Annotated in this window: 13 protein-coding genes; 8 read left to right on the top strand and 5 right to left on the bottom strand. The window is 72.0% G+C overall.

Annotated features, from left to right (window positions below):
* Positions 1 to 126 precede the first annotated feature (126 nt).
* From AQJ64_RS31985 to exaC, 3 genes are all read left to right on the top strand, one after another.
* A complete protein-coding gene (locus AQJ64_RS31985; RefSeq protein ID WP_055635281.1) occupies positions 127 to 732 on the top strand; it encodes an N-acetylmuramoyl-L-alanine amidase in 606 nt (201 codons plus the stop codon).
* A gap of 148 nt (positions 733 to 880) precedes the next feature.
* Positions 881 to 2,251, top strand: a complete 1,371-nt coding sequence (locus AQJ64_RS31980; RefSeq protein WP_055635280.1) for a GAF domain-containing protein — start codon at positions 881 to 883, stop codon at positions 2,249 to 2,251.
* A 56-nt stretch (positions 2,252 to 2,307) separates the two neighbouring features.
* Entirely contained in the window at positions 2,308 to 3,831 is a 1,524-nt protein-coding gene (exaC, locus tag AQJ64_RS31975) for an acetaldehyde dehydrogenase ExaC (RefSeq protein ID WP_055635279.1), read from the top strand.
* A gap of 128 nt (positions 3,832 to 3,959) precedes the next feature.
* On the opposite strand, the gene AQJ64_RS31970 is transcribed toward exaC, so the two are convergent.
* The 3 genes from AQJ64_RS31970 to AQJ64_RS31960 form a co-directional block, all read right to left on the bottom strand.
* On the bottom strand, positions 3,960 to 4,886 hold the full coding sequence (locus AQJ64_RS31970) for a helix-turn-helix transcriptional regulator (RefSeq protein ID WP_055635278.1): 927 nt from the start codon (positions 4,884 to 4,886) through the stop codon (positions 3,960 to 3,962).
* Positions 4,887 to 4,979: 93 nt separating this feature from the next.
* Positions 4,980 to 5,894, bottom strand: a complete 915-nt coding sequence (locus AQJ64_RS31965; protein WP_055635277.1) for a helix-turn-helix transcriptional regulator — start codon at positions 5,892 to 5,894, stop codon at positions 4,980 to 4,982.
* Positions 5,895 to 6,205: 311 nt separating this feature from the next.
* The gene (locus tag AQJ64_RS31960) at positions 6,206 to 7,237 is read right to left on the bottom strand and encodes a hypothetical protein (RefSeq protein WP_244902700.1); all 1,032 of its coding nucleotides are present in this window, start codon (positions 7,235 to 7,237) and stop codon (positions 6,206 to 6,208) included.
* 563 nt (positions 7,238 to 7,800) lie between these two features.
* Here AQJ64_RS31960 and AQJ64_RS31955 point away from each other — a divergent pair.
* The 5 genes from AQJ64_RS31955 (at position 7,801) to AQJ64_RS31935 (ending at position 16,464) form a co-directional block, all read left to right on the top strand.
* Positions 7,801 to 9,003 carry a glycoside hydrolase family 1 protein gene (locus tag AQJ64_RS31955; protein ID WP_055638588.1) on the top strand — a complete coding sequence of 401 codons (1,203 nt, stop codon included), beginning with the start codon at positions 7,801 to 7,803 and terminating at the stop codon, positions 9,001 to 9,003.
* A 28-nt stretch (positions 9,004 to 9,031) separates the two neighbouring features.
* A complete protein-coding gene (locus AQJ64_RS31950; protein ID WP_055638587.1) occupies positions 9,032 to 9,853 on the top strand; it encodes an SDR family NAD(P)-dependent oxidoreductase in 822 nt (273 codons plus the stop codon).
* A 42-nt stretch (positions 9,854 to 9,895) separates the two neighbouring features.
* Positions 9,896 to 11,707, top strand: a complete 1,812-nt coding sequence (uidA, locus tag AQJ64_RS31945) for a beta-glucuronidase (protein ID WP_055638586.1) — start codon at positions 9,896 to 9,898, stop codon at positions 11,705 to 11,707.
* Between the two features lie 677 nt (positions 11,708 to 12,384).
* Positions 12,385 to 13,737: an MFS transporter gene (locus AQJ64_RS31940; RefSeq protein WP_055632165.1), complete on the top strand. Its 1,353-nt coding sequence runs from the start codon at positions 12,385 to 12,387 to the stop codon at positions 13,735 to 13,737.
* 63 nt (positions 13,738 to 13,800) lie between these two features.
* A complete protein-coding gene (locus AQJ64_RS31935) occupies positions 13,801 to 16,464 on the top strand; it encodes a family 78 glycoside hydrolase catalytic domain (RefSeq protein WP_055632164.1) in 2,664 nt (887 codons plus the stop codon).
* 186 nt (positions 16,465 to 16,650) lie between these two features.
* Here the strand turns inward: AQJ64_RS31935 and AQJ64_RS31930 are convergent, their stop codons facing one another.
* Both AQJ64_RS31930 and AQJ64_RS31925 read right to left on the bottom strand, forming a co-directional pair.
* Positions 16,651 to 17,448, bottom strand: a complete 798-nt coding sequence (locus tag AQJ64_RS31930; protein WP_059203215.1) for a sugar phosphate isomerase/epimerase family protein — start codon at positions 17,446 to 17,448, stop codon at positions 16,651 to 16,653.
* Positions 17,445 to 18,062, bottom strand: a complete 618-nt coding sequence (locus AQJ64_RS31925; protein WP_055633611.1) for a TetR/AcrR family transcriptional regulator — start codon at positions 18,060 to 18,062, stop codon at positions 17,445 to 17,447. Before AQJ64_RS31925 ends, AQJ64_RS31930 begins: the two co-directional genes overlap by 4 nt.
* Positions 18,063 to 18,456: the final 394 nt, after the last annotated feature.

The following is an 18,456-nucleotide window of genomic DNA, read 5'->3' as shown; positions in this document are numbered from 1 at the left end:
GCGAGTTGTCCCCATCCGGACTCCCGTCCACCGAACTGCCCGACGTCCCACTGCCCGACCGGCGGTCGCCGTAGTGTGATCGACGCGGGGCGCAGCCGTCGGCCTCCGCGGAACGGAGGCCCAGCCATGACCACACCCGTGTCCCTGTCCCTTCCCACCAGACGGCGGCTGCTGCGGGGCGCCCTGCTCGCGGCCGTCCCGTACGCCCTGCTCCCGGACCCGCCGGCCGGTGCGCAGACACAGGCCGTCGACTACCGGCCCGCCGAATGGCAGCCGGCGACCGCGGCCAACTACACGGCGGCCGACCGCCCCACGTCCCATCCGGTCGACCGGGTCGTCATCCACGTCACCCAGACCGAGTTCGCCAAGACCCTGACCGTCTTCCAGAACCCCAGGAAGAGGGTGTCCGCGCACTACGTCGTGCGCTCCGCCGACGGGCATGTGGCGCAGTGCGTAAGGGAGTCCGACATCGCCTGGCACGCGGGGAACTGGGACGTCAACACCCGCAGCGTCGGCATCGAGCACGAGGGATGGGTGGACCGCCCCGCCTCTTTCACCGACGCGCTCTACGAGCGGTCCGCCCGGCTCACCGCGTCGGTCTGCGAGCGGTACGGCATCCCCCGGGACCGTGCGCACATCATCGGCCACTACGAGGTGCCGGGCACCGACCACACCGATCCCGGCCCGAACTGGGACTGGGCGCGTTACCTGAGACTCGTCAACGGCGCCTGAGGACGAACGGCGTCCGACGGGCGGCGGTTCCGGTCCGGACCGGAACCGGATGCGCGGCTTCGGACGATCCGCGTCCAAATGGTTGTCGCTCCGCACCCCCGGAGTGACGATGTCCCCAGCCGAAGTCGCCAGGCGATGTCACCAGCCGATGTCCCCCGCCGACGTCCCCAGCCGTGTCGTCTCCCGGGAGGGCCAGTTGTCGAACGATCCATGGGTGGCCCTGGAACCGGGGGCCGACCCTGCCGAGCGGGCACGGATCCTGCGCCGGGCGTACCAGACGTTCACCGAGGCGGGCACCGTCCCGAGGCCGGTGCGGGCGGTCGTGGCCGACTCGTGGCGGCGTTCGGCGCGGGCCGGTGTCGGTCCCGACGGCACCGCGAGCGTGGAGCTGACCGACGGTGATCTCGGCAGCTACCGGTCCGAGCATCCGCTGGCGCGGGTGATGCCGCTGTTCCGGGAGCTCATGGGCACGTTCGCCGCCGACGGCGAGCACCTGCTCGCGGTGTGCGACGCGCACGGCAGACTGCTGTGGGTCGAGGGCCATGCGGCGACGCGCAAGCAGGCCGGGACGATGAACTTCGTGCCGGGGGCGCGGTGGGCGGAGAGCGCCGTCGGGACGAACGCGCCGGGCACGGCGGTCGCCCTGGACCGGCCGGTGCAGGTGTTCGCCTCCGAGCACTTCATCCGGCAGGTGCAGCCATGGACCTGCGCGGCGGCGCCGGTGCACGATCCACGGACCGGGCGGGTGCTGGGCGCGGTGGACATCACCGGCGGGAACGGTCTGGCGCATCCGCACAGCCTGGGCTTCGTCCAGGCGGTCGCGCGGGCCGCGGAGTCCCAGCTCGCGCTGCTCGCCCCCGAGTTGCCGCAGCCCGACGTACCGGAGCTGACCGCGCTCGGCCGGGACGAGGCACGACTGGTCGCCGGTGGCCGGAATGTCCGGCTCAGCCGTCGGCACAGCGAGATCCTGGTGCTGCTGGCCCGTCATCCGGAGGGCCTGACCGGCGACGAGTTGCTGTGCGCGCTGTACGAGGACGAGACGGTGACGCCGGTGACCCTGCGGGCGGAACTCGCCCGGCTGCGCGGGGTGCTCGGCCCCGGGCTGCTGGCCTCGCGCCCCTATCGGCTCACGGTTCCGCTGGAATCGGACGTGGCGATCGTCGAACGGCGCCTGGCGTCGGGTGCCCTGACGGCCGCCGCGGCGGCGTACTCCGGGCCGCTGCTGCCGGCGTCGCAGGCCCCGGCGGTCGTACGGCTGCGACAGCGCCTCGCCGACGGTCTGCGGGCCGCGCTGATCGCCGGTCGGGATCCCGACCTCCTGGCGGACTGGGCGCACGCGCCGTGGGGCGAGGACGATCTGGACGTCTGGCGGGCGCTGGCGGCGGCCCGCCCGACGGCGGCGACACGGGCGCGGCTGGCGGCGCTGGAAGCGGAACTGAGGGCGCCGGACGGCTGGACCCACCCCGGGCCGGGAGCGGTGGGGATCACCGCAACGTTGCTGCAACGTCCGGGTCCCTAGCCTCCGGCGCAGAGCCGCCCAACGGCGGGCGGCCCTGCTGAGGGAGGCACACCGGCATGACCCGTTACGCGGCGCCCGGCACCGAGGGCGCGATCGTCTCCTACCAGGCGCGCTACGACCACTTCATCGGCGGCGAGTACGTGCCGCCGGCCCGCGGGCAGTACTTCGAGAACCCGTCTCCCGTCAACGGGCAGCCCTTCACCGAGGTGGCCCGTGGCACGGCGGAGGACGTGGAGCGGGCGCTCGACGCGGCACACGCGGCCGCGCCGGGGTGGGGGCGCACGTCGGCGACCGAGCGGTCCGACATCCTGCTGAAGATCGCGGACCGTATGGAGGCCTATCTGGAGCCTCTCGCGGTCGCGGAGAGCTGGGAGAACGGCAAGCCGGTCCGTGAGACGCTGGCGGCGGACATCCCGCTGGCCATCGACCACTTCCGCTACTTCGCGGGGGCGGTGCGCGCGCAGGAGGGTTCGCTCAGCGAGGTCGACGACGACACGGTGGCGTACCACTTCCACGAGCCGCTCGGCGTCGTCGCGCAGATCATCCCGTGGAACTTCCCGATCCTGATGGCCACCTGGAAGCTGGCGCCGGCGCTCGCGGCCGGCAACGCGGTGGTCATCAAGCCGGCCGAGCAGACCCCGGTCTCCCTGCACTACTGGATGAGCCTGGTCGCGGACCTGCTGCCGCCGGGCGTGGTGAACATCGTCAACGGCTTCGGCCCGGAGGCGGGCAAGCCGCTCGCGTCCAGCCCCCGGGTGGCGAAGGTGGCGTTCACCGGTGAGACCTCCACGGGCCGGCTGATCATGCAGTACGCCGCGGAGAACCTGAAGCCCGTCACGCTGGAGCTGGGCGGCAAGTCGCCGAACATCTTCTTCGACGACGTGTGGGACAAGGACGACGACCTGCGCGACAAGGCCCTCGAAGGGTTCACCATGTTCGCGCTGAACCAGGGCGAGGTGTGCACCTGTCCGTCCCGCGGTCTGATCCAGCGCGGGAACTACGGCGACTTCCTCCAGGCGGCCGTCGCCCGCACCGAGCTGATCAAGCCGGGCAACCCGCTCGACACCGACACGATGATCGGCGCGCAGGCGTCCGGCGAGCAGCTGTCGAAGATCCTCTCGTACATCGACATCGGCCGGCAGGAGGGCGCCAAGGTGCTCACCGGCGGTGAACGCACCGAGTACGACGGCGAGTTGAAGGGCGGCTACTACGTCCAGCCGACGATCTTCGAGGGTGACAACCGGATGCGTGTCTTCCAGGAGGAGATCTTCGGACCGGTCGTCTCGGTGGCCTCCTTCGACGACTTCGACGACGCCATCAAGATCGCCAACGACACCCTGTACGGCCTCGGGGCCGGTGTGTGGACCCGGGACATCAACACGGCGTACCGCGCGGGCCGGGCGATCCAGGCGGGCCGCGTCTGGACCAACTGCTACCACGCCTACCCGGCGCATGCCGCCTTCGGCGGGTACAAGCAGTCGGGGATCGGCCGGGAGACGCACAAGATGATGCTGGAGCACTACCAGCAGACGAAGAACCTGCTGGTGAGCTACTCGCCGAAGAAGCTGGGCTTCTTCTAGAGCCTGCAACGGGTTGCCCGGGTTGGTGCGGTACTTCGACGCGATGGCCTCGAGGGCGCGGCGGCGCGAGGTCGTCCGCCGGCCCGAACGGGGCGTATCCCCGAGCAGCCGCACCACACAGGTGCGCGTCAGGTCGTCAGCCGTGGCCGGCCGGTGTTCCTGTCGCCCGTCCCGGAGCCCAGCTCAGCGTGTTCCGTGTCGAGAAGGATCAGTTTGTCGTGGTCGGAGGTGCCCGGCTCCGCGAAGAACACGACGAACCGCTGCTTCTGGCTGTGCTCCAGCGGCATCGACTCGTAGCCGAGGTGGAGGTCGCCGACGTCGGGGTGGTGGAAGGTCTTGGGGTCCGGGGCGTGCGGTTTGACGTCGAAGCGGTTCCACAGGTCGGCGAAGTCCGGGCTCTTCGCCAGGAGTTCGTCGACCATGTCGGCCAGGTCCGGGGCATCCGGTCCGGTGCCGGCCAGTGCGCGCAGCCGGCCGACGCAGGCACGGGCCTGCTCGTCCCAGTCGTCGAGTACGTCGCGGGCAAGGGGGTGGAGGAAGGCGTAGCGGGCGAAGTTCCGCCGCGGCGGCGGCCAGTCGGCCAGGCAGGCGAAGAGCCGGAGCGCGCCGGGGTTGAAGGCGAGCAGGTCCAGGGTGCGGCTGACGACGTAGGCGGCGTTCGGGCGCACGGACTCGAGGAGCACCATCAGCTGTGGTCTCACGGTGTGGCCGGGGGCGGGCGTCGCTTCGGGGGCGTAGGCGGCACGGGAAGCGAGCTCGCGCAGGTGCCGGTGCTCGGACGCGTCGAGGAGCAGGGCGCGGGCGAGGGCGTCGACGACCGCGGGGCCGGGCCGGGTCTCCTTGCCGCGTTCCAGGCGTACGTAGTAGTCGATGCTGATCCCGGCGAGCGTGGCGAGCTCCTCCCGGCGCAGGCCCGGCGTGCGGCGCGGGCCGGGGGCGGCGGTCAGCCCGGCCTGCTCGGGGGTCACCTGCGCACGGCGGGCGCGCAGATGGGCGCCCAGGTCACTCGTGGCACCCGCCGTGTGGCCCTTCACCTTCTCCACTGCGCGCTCCATGTGCGTATTCTGCCTGTTTTTGGTGGTATGTGTCAGCGGGTGTGCGTCCCGGCATGGCCTGCGGGCCTCTGTTTCGGGCCCCTGCCTTCCGGATCAGGGCGATGCGTGCGGCCGGGCGCCGTTCATGGCCGGCCGCCTGCCGGGGCCGGGGTCGGGAGCGCTCATGTCCAGCAGGAGCAGGGCGTCGTGATCGGGGGTGCCGGGTTCGGCGGTGTGGGCGACGAGGCGCCGGCCCGGTGTGCCGTCCAGCTCCATGGGCTGGGCGGCCAGAGTGACTGCGCCGACCTGTGGGTGGTGGAACGTCTTGTGGGTGGCCTTGCGGCCGGTGACGTCGTAACGCTCCCACAGCTTGGCGAAGTCAGGGCTTTTGAGTACGAGTTCGCCGACGAGGGTGGTCAGGTCGGGGGCGTCGGGTGCGATGCCGGCCAGGGCGCGCAGCCGGGCGATGCAGGCGCGTACCTGGATGTCCCAGTCGGGGAACAGCTCGCGGGCCGCGGGGTGCAGGAAGAAGTAGCGGGCGAGGTTGCGCCGGCTTTCGGGCCAGTCGGCCAGGCCCGCGTACAGGGCGAGGCCGCCGGGGTTGAAAGCGAGCAGATCCATGCTGCGGCTGACGATGTACGCCGGGTTCGGGCGCATCGCCTCCAGCAGCAGCCTCAGGTGCGGGCGCACGGTCCGGCTCGGGACGGGCGGCGGCTCGGGAGCGTACCGCGCGGCGCGGGCGGCAAGCTCGCGCAGGTGCTGGTGCTCGGCGTCGTCCAGCCGCAGGGCGCGGGCGAGGGCGTCGACGACGGAGGGGCCGGGCCGGGTCTCCTTGCCGCGTTCCAGGCGTACGTAGTAGTCGACGCTGATCCCGGTGAGGGTGGCCAGCTCCTCGCGGCGCAGGCCGGGGGTGCGGCGCAGGCCGGCGCCGGCCGTGAGGCCGACCTGTTCGGGTGCGGTCCGTGTGCGGCGGGCACGCAGGAACCGGCCCAGCTCGGCGCCGCCGTCGCTGCTCTGCTCAGATGCCATGCCCTTCAGTGTCACACCGCTCTGACCTGCGTGGCAGGGATGTGAGGGGCCCTCAGCGGTACGGCACGTGTCCCCGTCCCCCGAGCGAGCCCCGGCCCTGAGCACGCGTCGACATACCCTTCCCATCGTGAGGGCCGGGGGACGCCGGGAGGCTCCCTGACCCCGCCTCCGGTGCGCGCGGTTCGGGCTGGGCGTCCCGCGTGACGGCCGGATGACCGACCTGGGGGTTGCGGCCCCGACCGCGTCCTCGTCCTCCGGTCGGAGAGGCGAGCGGGAGCGGGAGCGGCACGGGAGGGCAGCCGCACGAGCACTCAGTCGTCGTTTCTGGTGTTCTCGCTCGGCAGGAACGTCTGGCGTGCCCAGAGGCTCAGCAGCACCAACCCGCCGACCAACAGCGGCACCGGGTCACGGGCAGGGGGAGCCCACACATATCCCAGCGCCGTGACCGTGCAGACCGTCAGGGGGATGAACGCCGCCGCACCCTCCATCCCCCATCGCAACATCGGCTGAGCAGTGCCCAGGACGCTCGCCCCGCCGGGCACCCAAGGGCCGACGGCGACCACCACCAGACCCGCGGTATTGCAGGTGTCGACCAGCTGACAGGACATCGCCTCGGGGCTGTGCGGGCCGACCGTCCACAGGCGCAGGGTGTCGCCGATCAGCATGAGGGACAGCCCGACGATCCCCACCCACAAGGTGACTCTCTGGTCGCCCCGTACGAGACGGCACAGGGCGAACAGAAAGCTGAGGAACACGACCTCCGCGGTCCAGAGGACGCCGACCATCCCCGTCCCCAGCCGCCAGCCGTCACTGGCCCCCCGCAGCAGCACCCATCCCGTCATGAACACGGCCCCGGCTGTGACGACCCCGTCAAGCACACGCCGCAGCAACACGCGCCGGCCTGTGCCGGCATCGGCCGCGACCACCAGACCGGCCATCCCCAGGCCGACCGCCAGCGTCACTCCGGTGACCACGACCGAACCGAGCAGGGATCGTTCGTCCCGTCCCGAACCCGGAGTGTGGGCCGACAGCACGTTGACCGCCCCCCGGTACACACCCCCGGCCACTGCCGAACCCCCCAACAACAGCAGCCGCGTCCGCACCCGTCCGCTCGCCCCCCACGCACGGAGCACCAGGGAGACCGTCAACCCCCAGCAGCCGATGGACGGCCCGAAGGCCACCATCCGCGCCGCCGCGCTCCCGGCCGTCCACAGCCCGCTGAAAGTCAGCGCCGTTCCCACGAGACCGGCCACGCCCACCGCGCCCCAGATCCACGTCCCGGTCCGATGGCAGCGGCCCGAGCGGACGCTGAGCACGTCCGGCGACTTCCCCAACCCCGACATCAGGTGCGCCTTTCCACCGGTCCCCCTCCGGCAGGGCCTTTCCCGCCGCCCCCGGATCCATTCAGAGACGGTAAAGACTCGCCACCGGCCCCGAACTGAACAATCGGCTCATTCACTCGTACTGCGTAAGGGAGGAGGGATCACCGGCCCCCGGCGCTGCGTGGTCCCCGCCAACGGCCTCGCCACCCCCGGCACGCATAGCGAACCCGCAGGAACGGTTCCACGAGAGCACCGGGGCGCCGACACCGCTCGTCTCCGCGACGATGCCGCGCGCGGTCACCGTCGGTACCGGCATCCACGCACCCCTTGAGCGAACGGGTGGAAACGCCCCCCTCTTGTAACGCTCAGGTTACGAAATGACCCCGCGGTCTTCCCCACCTCCCGATCCCGGTTTACGTTCCAGCGAAAACCAACCACATGGTAACTGTTGGAGTCCGGGCTCAGCCGCCGCCCGGATCCGCGTCCAGCACCCGCGCCACCGGCCACCCGGGCAGGTCACACCGCCCCGGCAGCCTGCGCACCGCCGGGCCCGTCACCACCGGCACTCAGGAAGGCAGTCGACGATGACCGAACTCGCTCCCGGTTTCCTCTGGGGCGCATCCACGGCACCGCACCAGATCGAAGGCAACAACCTCAACAGCGACTTCTGGGCGAACGAGGGGCGCATCCCGGGCATGGAGCGCAGCGGTGACGCCTGCGACAGCTACCACCGGTACCGCGAGGACATGCGGTTGCTCGCGGACGCCGGGCTCAACGCCTATCGCTTCGGCATCGAGTGGGCGCGGATCGAGCCGATCCCCGGCATGGTCTCGCGCGCCGCACTCGCCCACTACCGGCGCATGATCGAAACGGCCTTCGAGCTCGGCCTGACCCCGGTCGTCACCCTGCACCACTTCACCAGCCCGCTCTGGTTCGCCCAGGAGGGCGGCTGGCTCGGCGAGCGCGCCGTCGACCGGTTCCGGACGTACGTCGAGACGGTCGCGCCCATCCTCGACGGCGTCGAGTGGGTCGTCACCATGAACGAGCCGAACATGCTGGCCATCATGGCCGGCATGGCCCGGGCCTTCCAGAACCAGCAGGCCGACGGGGAGTGGCAGAGCCCCACCCTCGACAACGAGGGCCCGCGTCCGCCGCTGCCGGCTCCCGACACGCAGATCGGCGAGCGGCTCGTCGAGGCGCACCACGCCGCGCGGGAGGTGCTGCGCGAGCGCACCGCCGCCAAGGTCGGCTGGACGGTCGCCAACCGCGCCTTCGTGGCCCGGCCCGGGGCGGAGGAGAAGAAGCGGGAGCTGGAGCACGTCTGGGAGGACCTCTACCTGGAGGGCGCGCGCGGCGACGACTTCGTGGGCGTGCAGTCGTACTCCAGCCAGTGGGTCGGCCCGGACGGCATCGAGCCCTACCCGCCGCACCCGGACAACACGCTCGTGGGGACCGCCTACCGGCCCGACGCCCTGGCCATCGCGGTGCGGCACACCGCCGAGGTCACCGGCGGCCTGCCGATCCTGATCACCGAGAACGGCATCGCCATCGGCGACGACGCCCGTCGCATCGCCTACACCGGCGAAGCCCTGGAGCACCTCGGCAAGGCGATCGCCGACGGGGTGGACGTCCGCGGCTATCTGCACTGGAGCCTGCTCGACAACTACGAGTGGGGCCACTGGGCACCGACGTTCGGTCTGGTCGCGGTCGACCGCGAGACGTTCGAGCGCCACCCCAAGCCCTCTCTCGCCTGGCTGGGCGAGACCGCCCGCCGCGGCCGGATCTGACCGCACCGTCACACACGGAGGACACACCGTGCAGGTATCCGTACCCGACGTCTCGTCCAAGTCCCTGGCCGAACTCGTCTCGTTGTCCGGGCGGCGCGCCGTCGTGACCGGCGCGGGCCGGGGGCTCGGCCGGGCCGTCGCCGAGCGGCTGGCCGAGGCCGGCGCCGACGTGCTCGTCGCGGACATCCGGGACGAGCTCGCCACCGCCGTCGCCGAGGACCTCGGCACCCGAGGTCAGGGCCGTGCCCTGGGCGCCCGTCTGGACGTCACCGACCCCGACAGCGTCGTGGCCGTCGCCGACCTCGCGGTCCGGGAGCTCGGCGGGGTCGACATCTGGGTGAACAACGCGGGGGTCTTCCCCAGCGTTTCCGCGCTGGAGATGTCCGACAAGGCCTTCGACGAGGTGTTCGCCGTCAACACCCGCGGTGTCTTCCTCGGCTCGCGGGAGGCCGCGCGCCGGATGAGCGAGGCCGGCAGCGGGGGCGTCATCGTCAACGTCGTCTCCACGGCCGGGTTCCGGGGGACGGCGCCCGGGCTCGCCGCGTACGTCGGCTCCAAGCACGCGGCCCGCGGCATCACCCGGCAGCTCGCCCTGGAGTTCGCCCCGTTCGGCATCCGCGTACTGGGCGTCGCGCCGACGTTCGTGCCGACCGAAGGAAACATGGCGGCGGCCGCGGCGGCCGGCGTCCCCCTGGACTCCGAGGCGCTCCTGTCCGTGATGCGGCCGGGCCCGCTCGGCCGGCTCGGCGTGCCCGACGACATCGCCCGCGTGGTGCTGTTCTGCGCCAGCGACCTCTCGGCGTTCATGACGGGCAGCACACTCCTCGCAGACGCCGGTGAAACGATTTAATGCGCGCCGCCTCGACCGCCCCGAGCACCCGGTAGGAATCCCATGCTCTCGCCCCGTACCAGCCCCACCCGTGACATCGCCGCCCTCGACGGCCTGTGGCGATTCGCCCTCGACACCCGCGCCGGCGCCGCCCCCTGGGCGTCACGGCTCGCCCCACCGCTCGAAGTCCCCGTGCCCGCCAGCTACAACGACCTGTTCGTGGACCCGGAGATCCGTGACCACGTCGGAGTCGTCTGGTACCAGCGCGACGTACGCGTCCCGCGCGGCTGGACCGATGAGCGCGTGGTGCTGCGCTTCGGGTCCGTCACGCACGCCGCACAGGTCTATGTCGACGAACGGCTCGTGGCCGAGCACACCGGCGGCTACACGCCGTTCGAGGCGGACCTGACCGGCATCGTCGAGCCCGGCACCGAGTTCCGGCTGACGGTCGGCGTCGACAACCGGCTGACGAACGTCACCATCCCGCCCGGCACCGTCACGACCGGCCCCGACGGCCGCGAACGGCAGTCGTATCTGCACGACTTCTACAACTACGCGGGCATCGCGCGCCCGGTACGCCTGTACAGCACGCCGAGGGTCTTCGTCGAGGACGTCACCGTCGTCACCGGACGGGACGGCGCGGCCGGTACCGTCGACTACCGGGTGGAGAGCGCCGGCGAGCACGCCGACACGGTCGCCGTGCGGGTGCGTGCGGTGGACGAGGCCGGCCGAACCGTCGCGCGGGGGGAGGGCCCCGAGGGCGTCCTGCGCATCGAGGACGTCACGCTCTGGCAGCCGGGCGCGGCCTACCTCTACGACCTCGTCGTGGAGCTGACCGTGGACGGCGAGACCGTGGACAGCTACACCCAGCCCTTCGGCGTCCGCACCGTCGAGGTCCGCGGCACCCAGTTCCTCATCAACGGCGAACCGTTCTACTTCACCGGCTTCGGCAAGCACGAGGACACCCCCGTCCGCGGCAAGGGCCACGACGACGCCTACCTCGTCCACGACTTCCAGCTCATGGAATGGACCGGCGCCAACTCCTTCCGCACCTCCCACTACCCCTACGCCGAAGAGGTCCTGGACTTCGCCGACCGCCAGGGCATCGTCGTCATCGACGAGACCGCCGCCGTCGGCCTCAACCTGGGCGTGATGGGCGGCCTCACCGGACAGGCTCCGACGCCGACCTTCGCACCCGAGAACTTCGGCGGGGCCACCGGGGACGTCCACGCCCAGCACCTTCGGGAGCTGATCGAGAGGGACAAGAACCACCCGAGCGTGGTGATGTGGTGCATCGCCAACGAGCCGGCCTCCAACGAGGAGGGCGCGCGCGAGTACTTCGAGCCGCTGGTCGAGCTGGCCCGCAAGCTCGACCCGACCCGGCCGCTGACCTACGCCGCCGTCATGTTCGCGACGCCGCAGAACGACCGGATCGGCGACCTCTTCGACGTCCTCAGCATCAACCGCTACTACGGCTGGTACCTCTTCACGGGCGATCTCGCGACCTCCGAAGGGTATCTGGAGCAGGACCTGCGCGGGTGGGTCCAGCGCTTCGGCAAGCCGGTCATGATGTCCGAGTACGGCGCCGACACCCAGCCCGGCCTGCACTCCGTGTGGGACGCTCCGTGGAGCGAGGAGTACCAGAGCGACTTCCTCGCCATGTACCACCGCGTCTTCGACCGCATCCCCGAGTTCGTCGGCGAACACGTGTGGAACTTCGCCGACTTCCAGACCTCGCACGGCATCCACCGCGTCGACGGCAACAAGAAGGGCGTGTTCACCCGCGACCGCAGGCCCAAGTCGGCCGCGTTCGCCCTGCGCCGGCGCTGGCACGGTCTGGGAGGCCACAAGCCCGGCGGGGCCACGGCCGGCTGACACCCGCGACGCCGCGCGGCACTCCGCGTGCCGCCGTTGCCGCAACGACGGAGAAAGGTCGGCCCATGCCTCCACCCCGCCGCCCTCCACGGCGCACGGCCGAACCGTCCGGGAACTCTCCGCCGACCGGGTCGCTCACGGCCCGGAGCCGGCGGCGCGGGGCCCCGGCCACCCCGGTGCGTCCACCGCAGCCCCGGTCGTCCCTCGCCGGCGTCTCCTGAGCCGACATCCCGGCGGCGCCCCGCGACACACCGCGGAATCCCGGCGCCCTGGCCCGGCACCGTCCGCGGGACCGCCCGGCGGCACGGCTCCCGCGGTCATCGTGCGGCCGACGCCCCCGGTCCCGACGGCATCGGCGACCACCGCACGCGGATTGCCGGTGCCGCACCACCACAGGACCCGTCGGCGGTACGCACCGCCCCTGCCGCCGACGGCGGCCCGGCAGCCCGGGCCGCCCCCCACCAGGGCTCCTTGCCGAGCCCGGCCGGACTGCCGTTCTCGGCCGACGCCACGGACGGCTCCCGCCCTCAGGCGGCCGGTGTTCCGATCCCTCGGCCGGTCCGGCGGTACGGAACCGCTGTGACCTTCCCTCCCCCGGCCCTGCCGCCCTGCCATGGCCACCCCCGCCACCCACCGGTCGCCGCCGCCCCTTGCGATCATGTGACAAAGGAGTCCTCATGCCCTACGACGACCGGGACGTCAGCGTGGTGGTTCCCCCTCCGACGGCGTCACCGCAGGACGCCGCCGACGGGCCCACCGAACCGCCCGCCACGCCCGAGATCGAGGCACCGCCGCTGCAGAAGGTCGGCAGGGACTACCTCGTCTGGCTGATGATCGCCAGCTTCGGTGGCTCCCTGGCCCTGATGGTCCCCCTGTCCTACTCACTCGCGGTGCGGATCTCCGATCTGGCGCCCGGGCACGAGGAACAACTCGGGTACGTCACCGGGTCCGCCCAGTTCGTCTACCTGGTCCTCAGCCCCCTGATCGGCCTCTGGAGCGACCGGACCCGTTCCCGGCTCGGCCGTCGGACCCCCTTCATGATCGGCGGCGTCCTGCTCGGCACCGTCGCGCTCGTGGGGGTCGCCCTCGCTCCGTCGGTCCCCCTGCTGGGCCTGGCGTGGGTCTTCGGCATGCTCGGCTGGTCCACGGCCGGGCAGGCCATCCAGAACGTCCAGGCGGACCGGGTGTCCGAGGAGCAGCGCGGCCGGGTCTCCGCCCTGACCAGCGTCATGACGCAGATCGCCCCGGTGATCGGCATCGGTCTCGCGTACGGGGTGGCCTCCAGCACCTTCCTGGTGTTCCTGGTGCCGGGTGTCCTGGGCGCCGCCCTGGTGGTGCTCTTCCCGGTGTTCAAGCCCGAGGGCGACTCCCGGGCGCTCGTGCACACCGGCGGCGTGACCCTGCGGGGCATGGTCGCCAGCTACGGCTTCAACCCGCGCAGGTACCCGGACTTCGGCTGGAACTGGCTCGGCCGCTTCGTCTTCTTCATGGGCCTGTACTTCAACACGACCTTCGGCACCTTCTTCTACGCGCAGCGGCTCGACCTGCCGGTCAAGGAGGTCGCCGGGATCGTGGCGGTCATCGGGACCATCGGCGTGGTGGCCGCGGCGGGCGGTGCCATCGGGGGCGGTTTCCTTTCCGACAAGCTCGGCCGGCGCAAGCTGTTCGCCCTGATCGGCTCCGCGGTGTTCGTCGCCGGGGCCGTCACCGAGGCGTTCGCGCACTCGCTGCCCCAGCTGATCGTCGGCGCGGTGCTGATGCAGTTCGCCATCGCGGTGTTCAGCGCCGTCGACCAGGCGATCGTGTTCGCCGTCCTGCCGGACCGGGCCGAGGCGGGCCGCTACCTCGCCGTCGTCGGTTTCGCGCAGAAGATCCCCAGCGCCGTCGCCCCGCTGATCGCCCCGCTCGTCATCACCCTCGGAGTCGGCGACGGCGGCGAGAAGAACTACACCCAGCTCTACCTGATCGGCGCGGTCCTGGCACTGGTCGGTGGCCTCATCGTCAAGTTCAAGATCAAGTCGGTCCGTTAGCGCCACGCCCCGGCCGGCGTCCCGAGAAGCGTCCCGTTCCACCGAGTCCCGAGAAGGCACAGCATGGACTACGCACCGTACGACCTGGGCATCGACAGCGGCGGTGACACCTTCCCCGTGTCGGGGCCCACGCCCCGGCTGTCGTGGAAGCCGCCGTCGGACGCGCCCCGCCCGGTGGCGTACGAGGCGGAGTGCACCGTCGACGGCGAGGCGCGGCCCGTCGTGAGCATCGCCGTCGGGGGGCACCGGTTCGTCCCCTGGCCGTGGGCGGCGCTGTCCAGCGGGCAACGGGTGGCCTGGCGGGTCCGGGCGCTCGGCGACGGCGACGGTTCGCCGTGGTCGCCATGGCACACGTTCGAGGCGGGTCTGCTCGCCGCCGACTGGAAGGCCCGCTGGATCAGTCCCGCCGAGTCCGGCGACGCCGGCTACGGCAGACGGCCCGCGTACGTCCTCTCGGCCCGGTTCGAGGTGCCGGCCGGGGTGCGCTCGGCGCGGCTCTACGCGACGGCGCTCGGGGTGTACGAGGCGTACGTCAACGGTGTGCGGGCCGGCACCGCCGAACTGTCGCCGGGGTCCACCTCCTACGACCGCACGCTCTACGCCCAGGCGTCCGACGTCACGGCCGCCGTCGAGGCGGGCGGCAACCGGTTCGAGATCCTGCTGTCCGACGGCTGGTACCGGGGGCAGGTGGGTGCCTTCCGCCAACCGGCCGGCTGGGGCACGGTGCCCGGCGCGCGGGCCGAGCTGCACATCGTCCACGAGGACGGCACCCGGCAGGTCGTCCGCACCGACGGGACGTGGACGAGCGCGGAGTCGGCCATCACCCGGGCCGACCTCATGGATGGGCAGACCACCGACTTCCGGTGCCGGCACGGGGCCGGCCGGCCCGTCCTGGTCGACCAGGTGGAGGCTCCGGCGATCGACTGGTCGCCGGCGCCGCCGGTGCGCGTGGTCGAGTCGCGCCCCGCACAGTCCGTGGAACAGCTCGAAGACGGCACATGGATCGCCGACTTCGGCCAGAACGCCTCCGGCCGGATCGCCCTGAGCGACCTCGGCCCGGCCGGCACCCGCACGGTCGTCGACCACGGCGAGCACCTCGGCCCCGACGGCGACCTGACCACCGCCCACCTGGACGCCACCCGCCCCGGCCAGGCCCCGATCCCGTTCGTCCAGCGCGACGAGGCCGTCTCGGCGGGCGGTGGCGAGACGTTCGAGCCGCGCCACACGGTGCACGGGTTCCGGTACGCCCGCGTCCACCGCGACGGCGCCCCGCTCGACCCGGCAAGCCTCGTCATGCGGGTCGTCCACTCGGACCTGCGCCGCACCGGCACCTTCGCCTGCGGTCACGGCGATCTCGACCGCCTCCACGAGATCGCCGAGTGGAGCTTCCGCGGCAACGCCGTCGACGTGCCCACCGACTGTCCGACCCGTGAACGTCTCGCCTGGACCGGTGACTACCAGGTCTTCGCCCCCACCGCGACCCGCCTGTACGACGTCCTGGGCTTCAGCCGCAAATGGCTGCGCTCCGTCCGTGACGACCAGCTGCCCGACGGCCGGATCGCCAACTTCTCGCCCGACGGACGCCGTATCAAACACCACCTCGACGACCAGTTCGCCATGATGACCGGCTCGGCCGGCTGGGGAGACGCCGTCGTCGCCGTCCCGTGGGAGCTGTACGAGTCGTACGGCGACCGGGAGGTCCTGGCCGAGAACTGGGAGGCGATGGTCCGCTGGGTGGAGTGGGCGCTCACCACCGCCCGCACCCTCCGCCACCCGTCCCGGACCGAACGCTCGGCCGAACCGCTGCCGCACGAGCGGTACCTCTGGGACGGCTCCTTCCACTGGGGTGAGTGGACCGAGCCCCGGGCGAAGGCGGCCGACGGCACCCGCGTCGACCCGGTCAAGGACGATCCCGTCGCCTGGTTCCTGTCCGACAAGGGCGAGATCGGCACGGCCTTCCTGTACCGGTCGACGGCGACCCTGGCCCGGGTGGCACGGGTACTGGACCACGCCGAGGAAGCGGACCGCTACGCCGTGATCGCCGAGCGGGTCCGCGACGCCTGGCGCACCGAGTTCCTCTCCCCCGACGGACGTACCGTGGGCGACACCCAGGCCGGTTATGTGCGCGCGCTGTCCCTCGGGCTCGTCCCCCCCGAACTGCGCGGGGCCGCCGCCGCGCGTCTGGTCGAGCTGATCCGCGCGGCCGGCACCCATCTCGGCACCGGCTTCCTCGCGACCGGCGATCTGCTCCCCGTCCTCGCCGACACCGGTCACCCCGACGTCGCCTACGAGTTGCTCCTCCAGCGCACCGCGCCGTCCTGGCTGTACATGCTCGACCGTGGCGCGACCACCGTCTGGGAGGACTGGGAGGGCGTCGACGGGACCGGCACGGCGCACGAGTCCCTGAACCACTACAGCAAGGGCGCGGTGGTCCGCTTCCTGCACACCCATGTCCTGGGACTGCGGCAGACACCGGGGTCGATCGCCTGGGAGTCCTTCGAGGTCGCGCCCGTCCCGCACCCGTCCGTGCCCTGGGCCCGGGGAACGCACGAGTCCCCGCAGGGCACGATCGCCGTCGAGTGGCGGACGGACGGCGACGAACTCACCGTCACGGTCGACGTCCCGCCGGCCACCACCGCACGCGTCGTCTTCCCCGACGGCGCCACCGTGGAGCCCCTCCCCCGTGGCAGGTTCAGCGCCTCCCGCCGGGTACGCAGGGCGGGGTGAGACGACCGGAGCGGGCCGTCGGCGGTGACACCGCGGGCGGTCCGCCGCCGGCCGCCCCCTGCGTGGGGGACCTCTCGGCGGCTCCTGCCGGCCACCGGTCCAGGACGGCGTGGTGATCTCCCCGCCGCCCCGCCGCCCCGCCGCCGCGGCACGCCGACCCGGTCGGCCGGGTCGGGAATCGTCGTCTCAGGAGATGGTCAGGCCACCCGCCAGGAGGGCTTCCCGGTTGGCCGCGAGCAGTTCGAAGCGGTCGGCTTCGGTCCGGTCGATCTCCGTGATGTGCCAGCGCAGATGGCTTCCCGCGCGCAACGCGGCCGGGATGTCGATGTCCCCGGTACCGATGGGCGTCTGCGGTGCGTCCAGTGCGGCGGGCCCGTCCTTGAGGTGGGCGGTCACGGCGCGTTGCCCGAGACGTTCCAGGACATCGACCGGGTCCTGGCCCGCCACGGCGGCCCAGTAGACGTCGACCTCCGCGAGGATCTCGGGGTCGAGCAGATCCCACAGCAGGTCGAAGGCGTGGGCGCCGCCCGGCAGCCGGGCCCACTCGAAGTGGTGGTTGTGGTAGCCGAGCCGGATCCCCGCCCCGGCCAGCTGCCGCGCCGCCGCGTTGAGACGGCCGGCGAAGGCGCGTACACCGTCGTGGGTCTCCAGGGACCGCTCGTCGAATCCCTCGACGAGCCATGGAATCGGCACGAAGGCGGTGTCCGTGCCCAGGATGCGGCAGGTCTCGATCGCGGATGCCTGGCTGTCGGCAGAGACGGCGATGTGCGCGGAGCCGACTCCGAGGCCGGCCTCGTCCAGATCCACGCGCAACGCGCGTGCGGAGGCGGCCAGTTCGTCGGGGGGCGTGTTCCACAGGCCGAGCGCGAACGGCTCGACGTAGCGGAAGCCGAGCCCGGCGAGGCGCGCGAGAGTGCCGGGGCGGTCGGCTCCCAGAGCGTCGATCACGCTGTACAGCTGGACGGCGAGGGTGCCAGGTCTCATGCGTCGTCCTCCGGTTCTGCGGCCTGCGGGAAGGTCATACGCATGAAGGCCCGGACCGGGCCGACGATGTCGAGATCCTGGTCGAGCAACCATTGCAGCTGCAGACCGTTGAGCACGGCTTGGAGCAGGGTGGCCGCGTGTTCGGGGGCGAGCGCCTCGTGGAGTTCCCCCCGGCGGGCCTTGCCCCGCATGCCCCGGGCGAACTGCTCGCGTCCCCAGGCGTAGCGCTGTGCGAAGTAGCCGTGCGCCGGATGCTCCGGACGTGAGGCGGCCGCCGCGAGCTCGATCCACAGACGCATCAGCTCGGGGGCCTTCTGGTGGTGGCGCAGCAGGTCGCCGAGGTACGGCGTCAGATGGTCCATGTCCGGGACCCTCGACTCGGCGTACTGCCGCTCCTCGGTGTCGCGTTCGGCGAGCACGGCGGCGAGCAGGTCGTCCTTGTTGCGGAAGTGGTGCAGCAGCCCGGCGTGGGTGATGCCGGCCCGCTCGGCGATGTCCCGCAGGGACGCCTTCGTGAACCCGTGTTCCGCGAAGCTCTCGCGTGCCGCCCGGACGATCTCCGCCCGCCTGGCCGGGGTCTTCGTGTACGGGCCGCGGGCCTTGGCCTGGGTCACCGAGCGCTTCCTCTTCCCGAATCCCGCATCACGATTCCCAAAACCTTCCAAGGCTTAGAATTTCATAACCTGCTCGGAGTCTGCGCGGTGGCCGCCTCGAGCGCAAGGGGCGGGGTGTGTCGATTTCGCGCCAAGTAACGCTCTGGTTACGAACACGGTCGCCACTCTTCCCGCGCCTTCCGCCGGGGCTTACCTTCCGAATGAAATTCGACCACGTGGTAACTCTTCGCGTGACAGGACGCACCGGCGGATCCGCGACCGCCGCAACGCCCCTGTCCACCACCGCATGCCGGCGTCACACAGGACTCCGCCACATGCGCACCCGGGCATGACCGCACCGATACCGACGCGCTGACGAACGCCTCGGCACTCCAGGTTCCAGGACGAAGGAATC

This window comes from Streptomyces griseoruber (assembly GCF_001514205.1).
In the GTDB taxonomy this organism is placed as follows: Bacteria; Actinomycetota; Actinomycetes; order Streptomycetales; family Streptomycetaceae; genus Streptomyces; species Streptomyces griseoruber.
Note: the sequence above shows the minus strand (reverse complement) of the source record. Positions and strands in the feature narration are given on the sequence as shown.

Bases quoted from the DNA above. Each gene is read 5' to 3' on its own strand.
- AQJ64_RS31935 (WP_055632164.1), top strand. From the start codon at position 13,801: ATGGACTACGCACCGTACGACCTGGGCATCGACAGCGGCGGTGACACC.
- uidA (WP_055638586.1), top strand. From the start codon at position 9,896: ATGCTCTCGCCCCGTACCAGCCCCACCCGTGACATCGCCGCCCTCGAC.
- AQJ64_RS31940 (WP_055632165.1), top strand. From the start codon at position 12,385: ATGCCCTACGACGACCGGGACGTCAGCGTGGTGGTTCCCCCTCCGACG.
- exaC (WP_055635279.1), top strand. From the start codon at position 2,308: ATGACCCGTTACGCGGCGCCCGGCACCGAGGGCGCGATCGTCTCCTAC.
- AQJ64_RS31970 (WP_055635278.1), bottom strand. From the start codon at position 4,886: ATGGAGCGCGCAGTGGAGAAGGTGAAGGGCCACACGGCGGGTGCCACG.
- AQJ64_RS31980 (WP_055635280.1), top strand. From the start codon at position 881: ATGTCCCCCGCCGACGTCCCCAGCCGTGTCGTCTCCCGGGAGGGCCAG.
- AQJ64_RS31985 (WP_055635281.1), top strand. From the start codon at position 127: ATGACCACACCCGTGTCCCTGTCCCTTCCCACCAGACGGCGGCTGCTG.
- AQJ64_RS31930 (WP_059203215.1), bottom strand. From the start codon at position 17,448: ATGAGACCTGGCACCCTCGCCGTCCAGCTGTACAGCGTGATCGACGCT.
- AQJ64_RS31965 (WP_055635277.1), bottom strand. From the start codon at position 5,894: ATGGCATCTGAGCAGAGCAGCGACGGCGGCGCCGAGCTGGGCCGGTTC.
- AQJ64_RS31955 (WP_055638588.1), top strand. From the start codon at position 7,801: ATGACCGAACTCGCTCCCGGTTTCCTCTGGGGCGCATCCACGGCACCG.
- AQJ64_RS31960 (WP_244902700.1), bottom strand. From the start codon at position 7,237: ATGTCGGGGTTGGGGAAGTCGCCGGACGTGCTCAGCGTCCGCTCGGGC.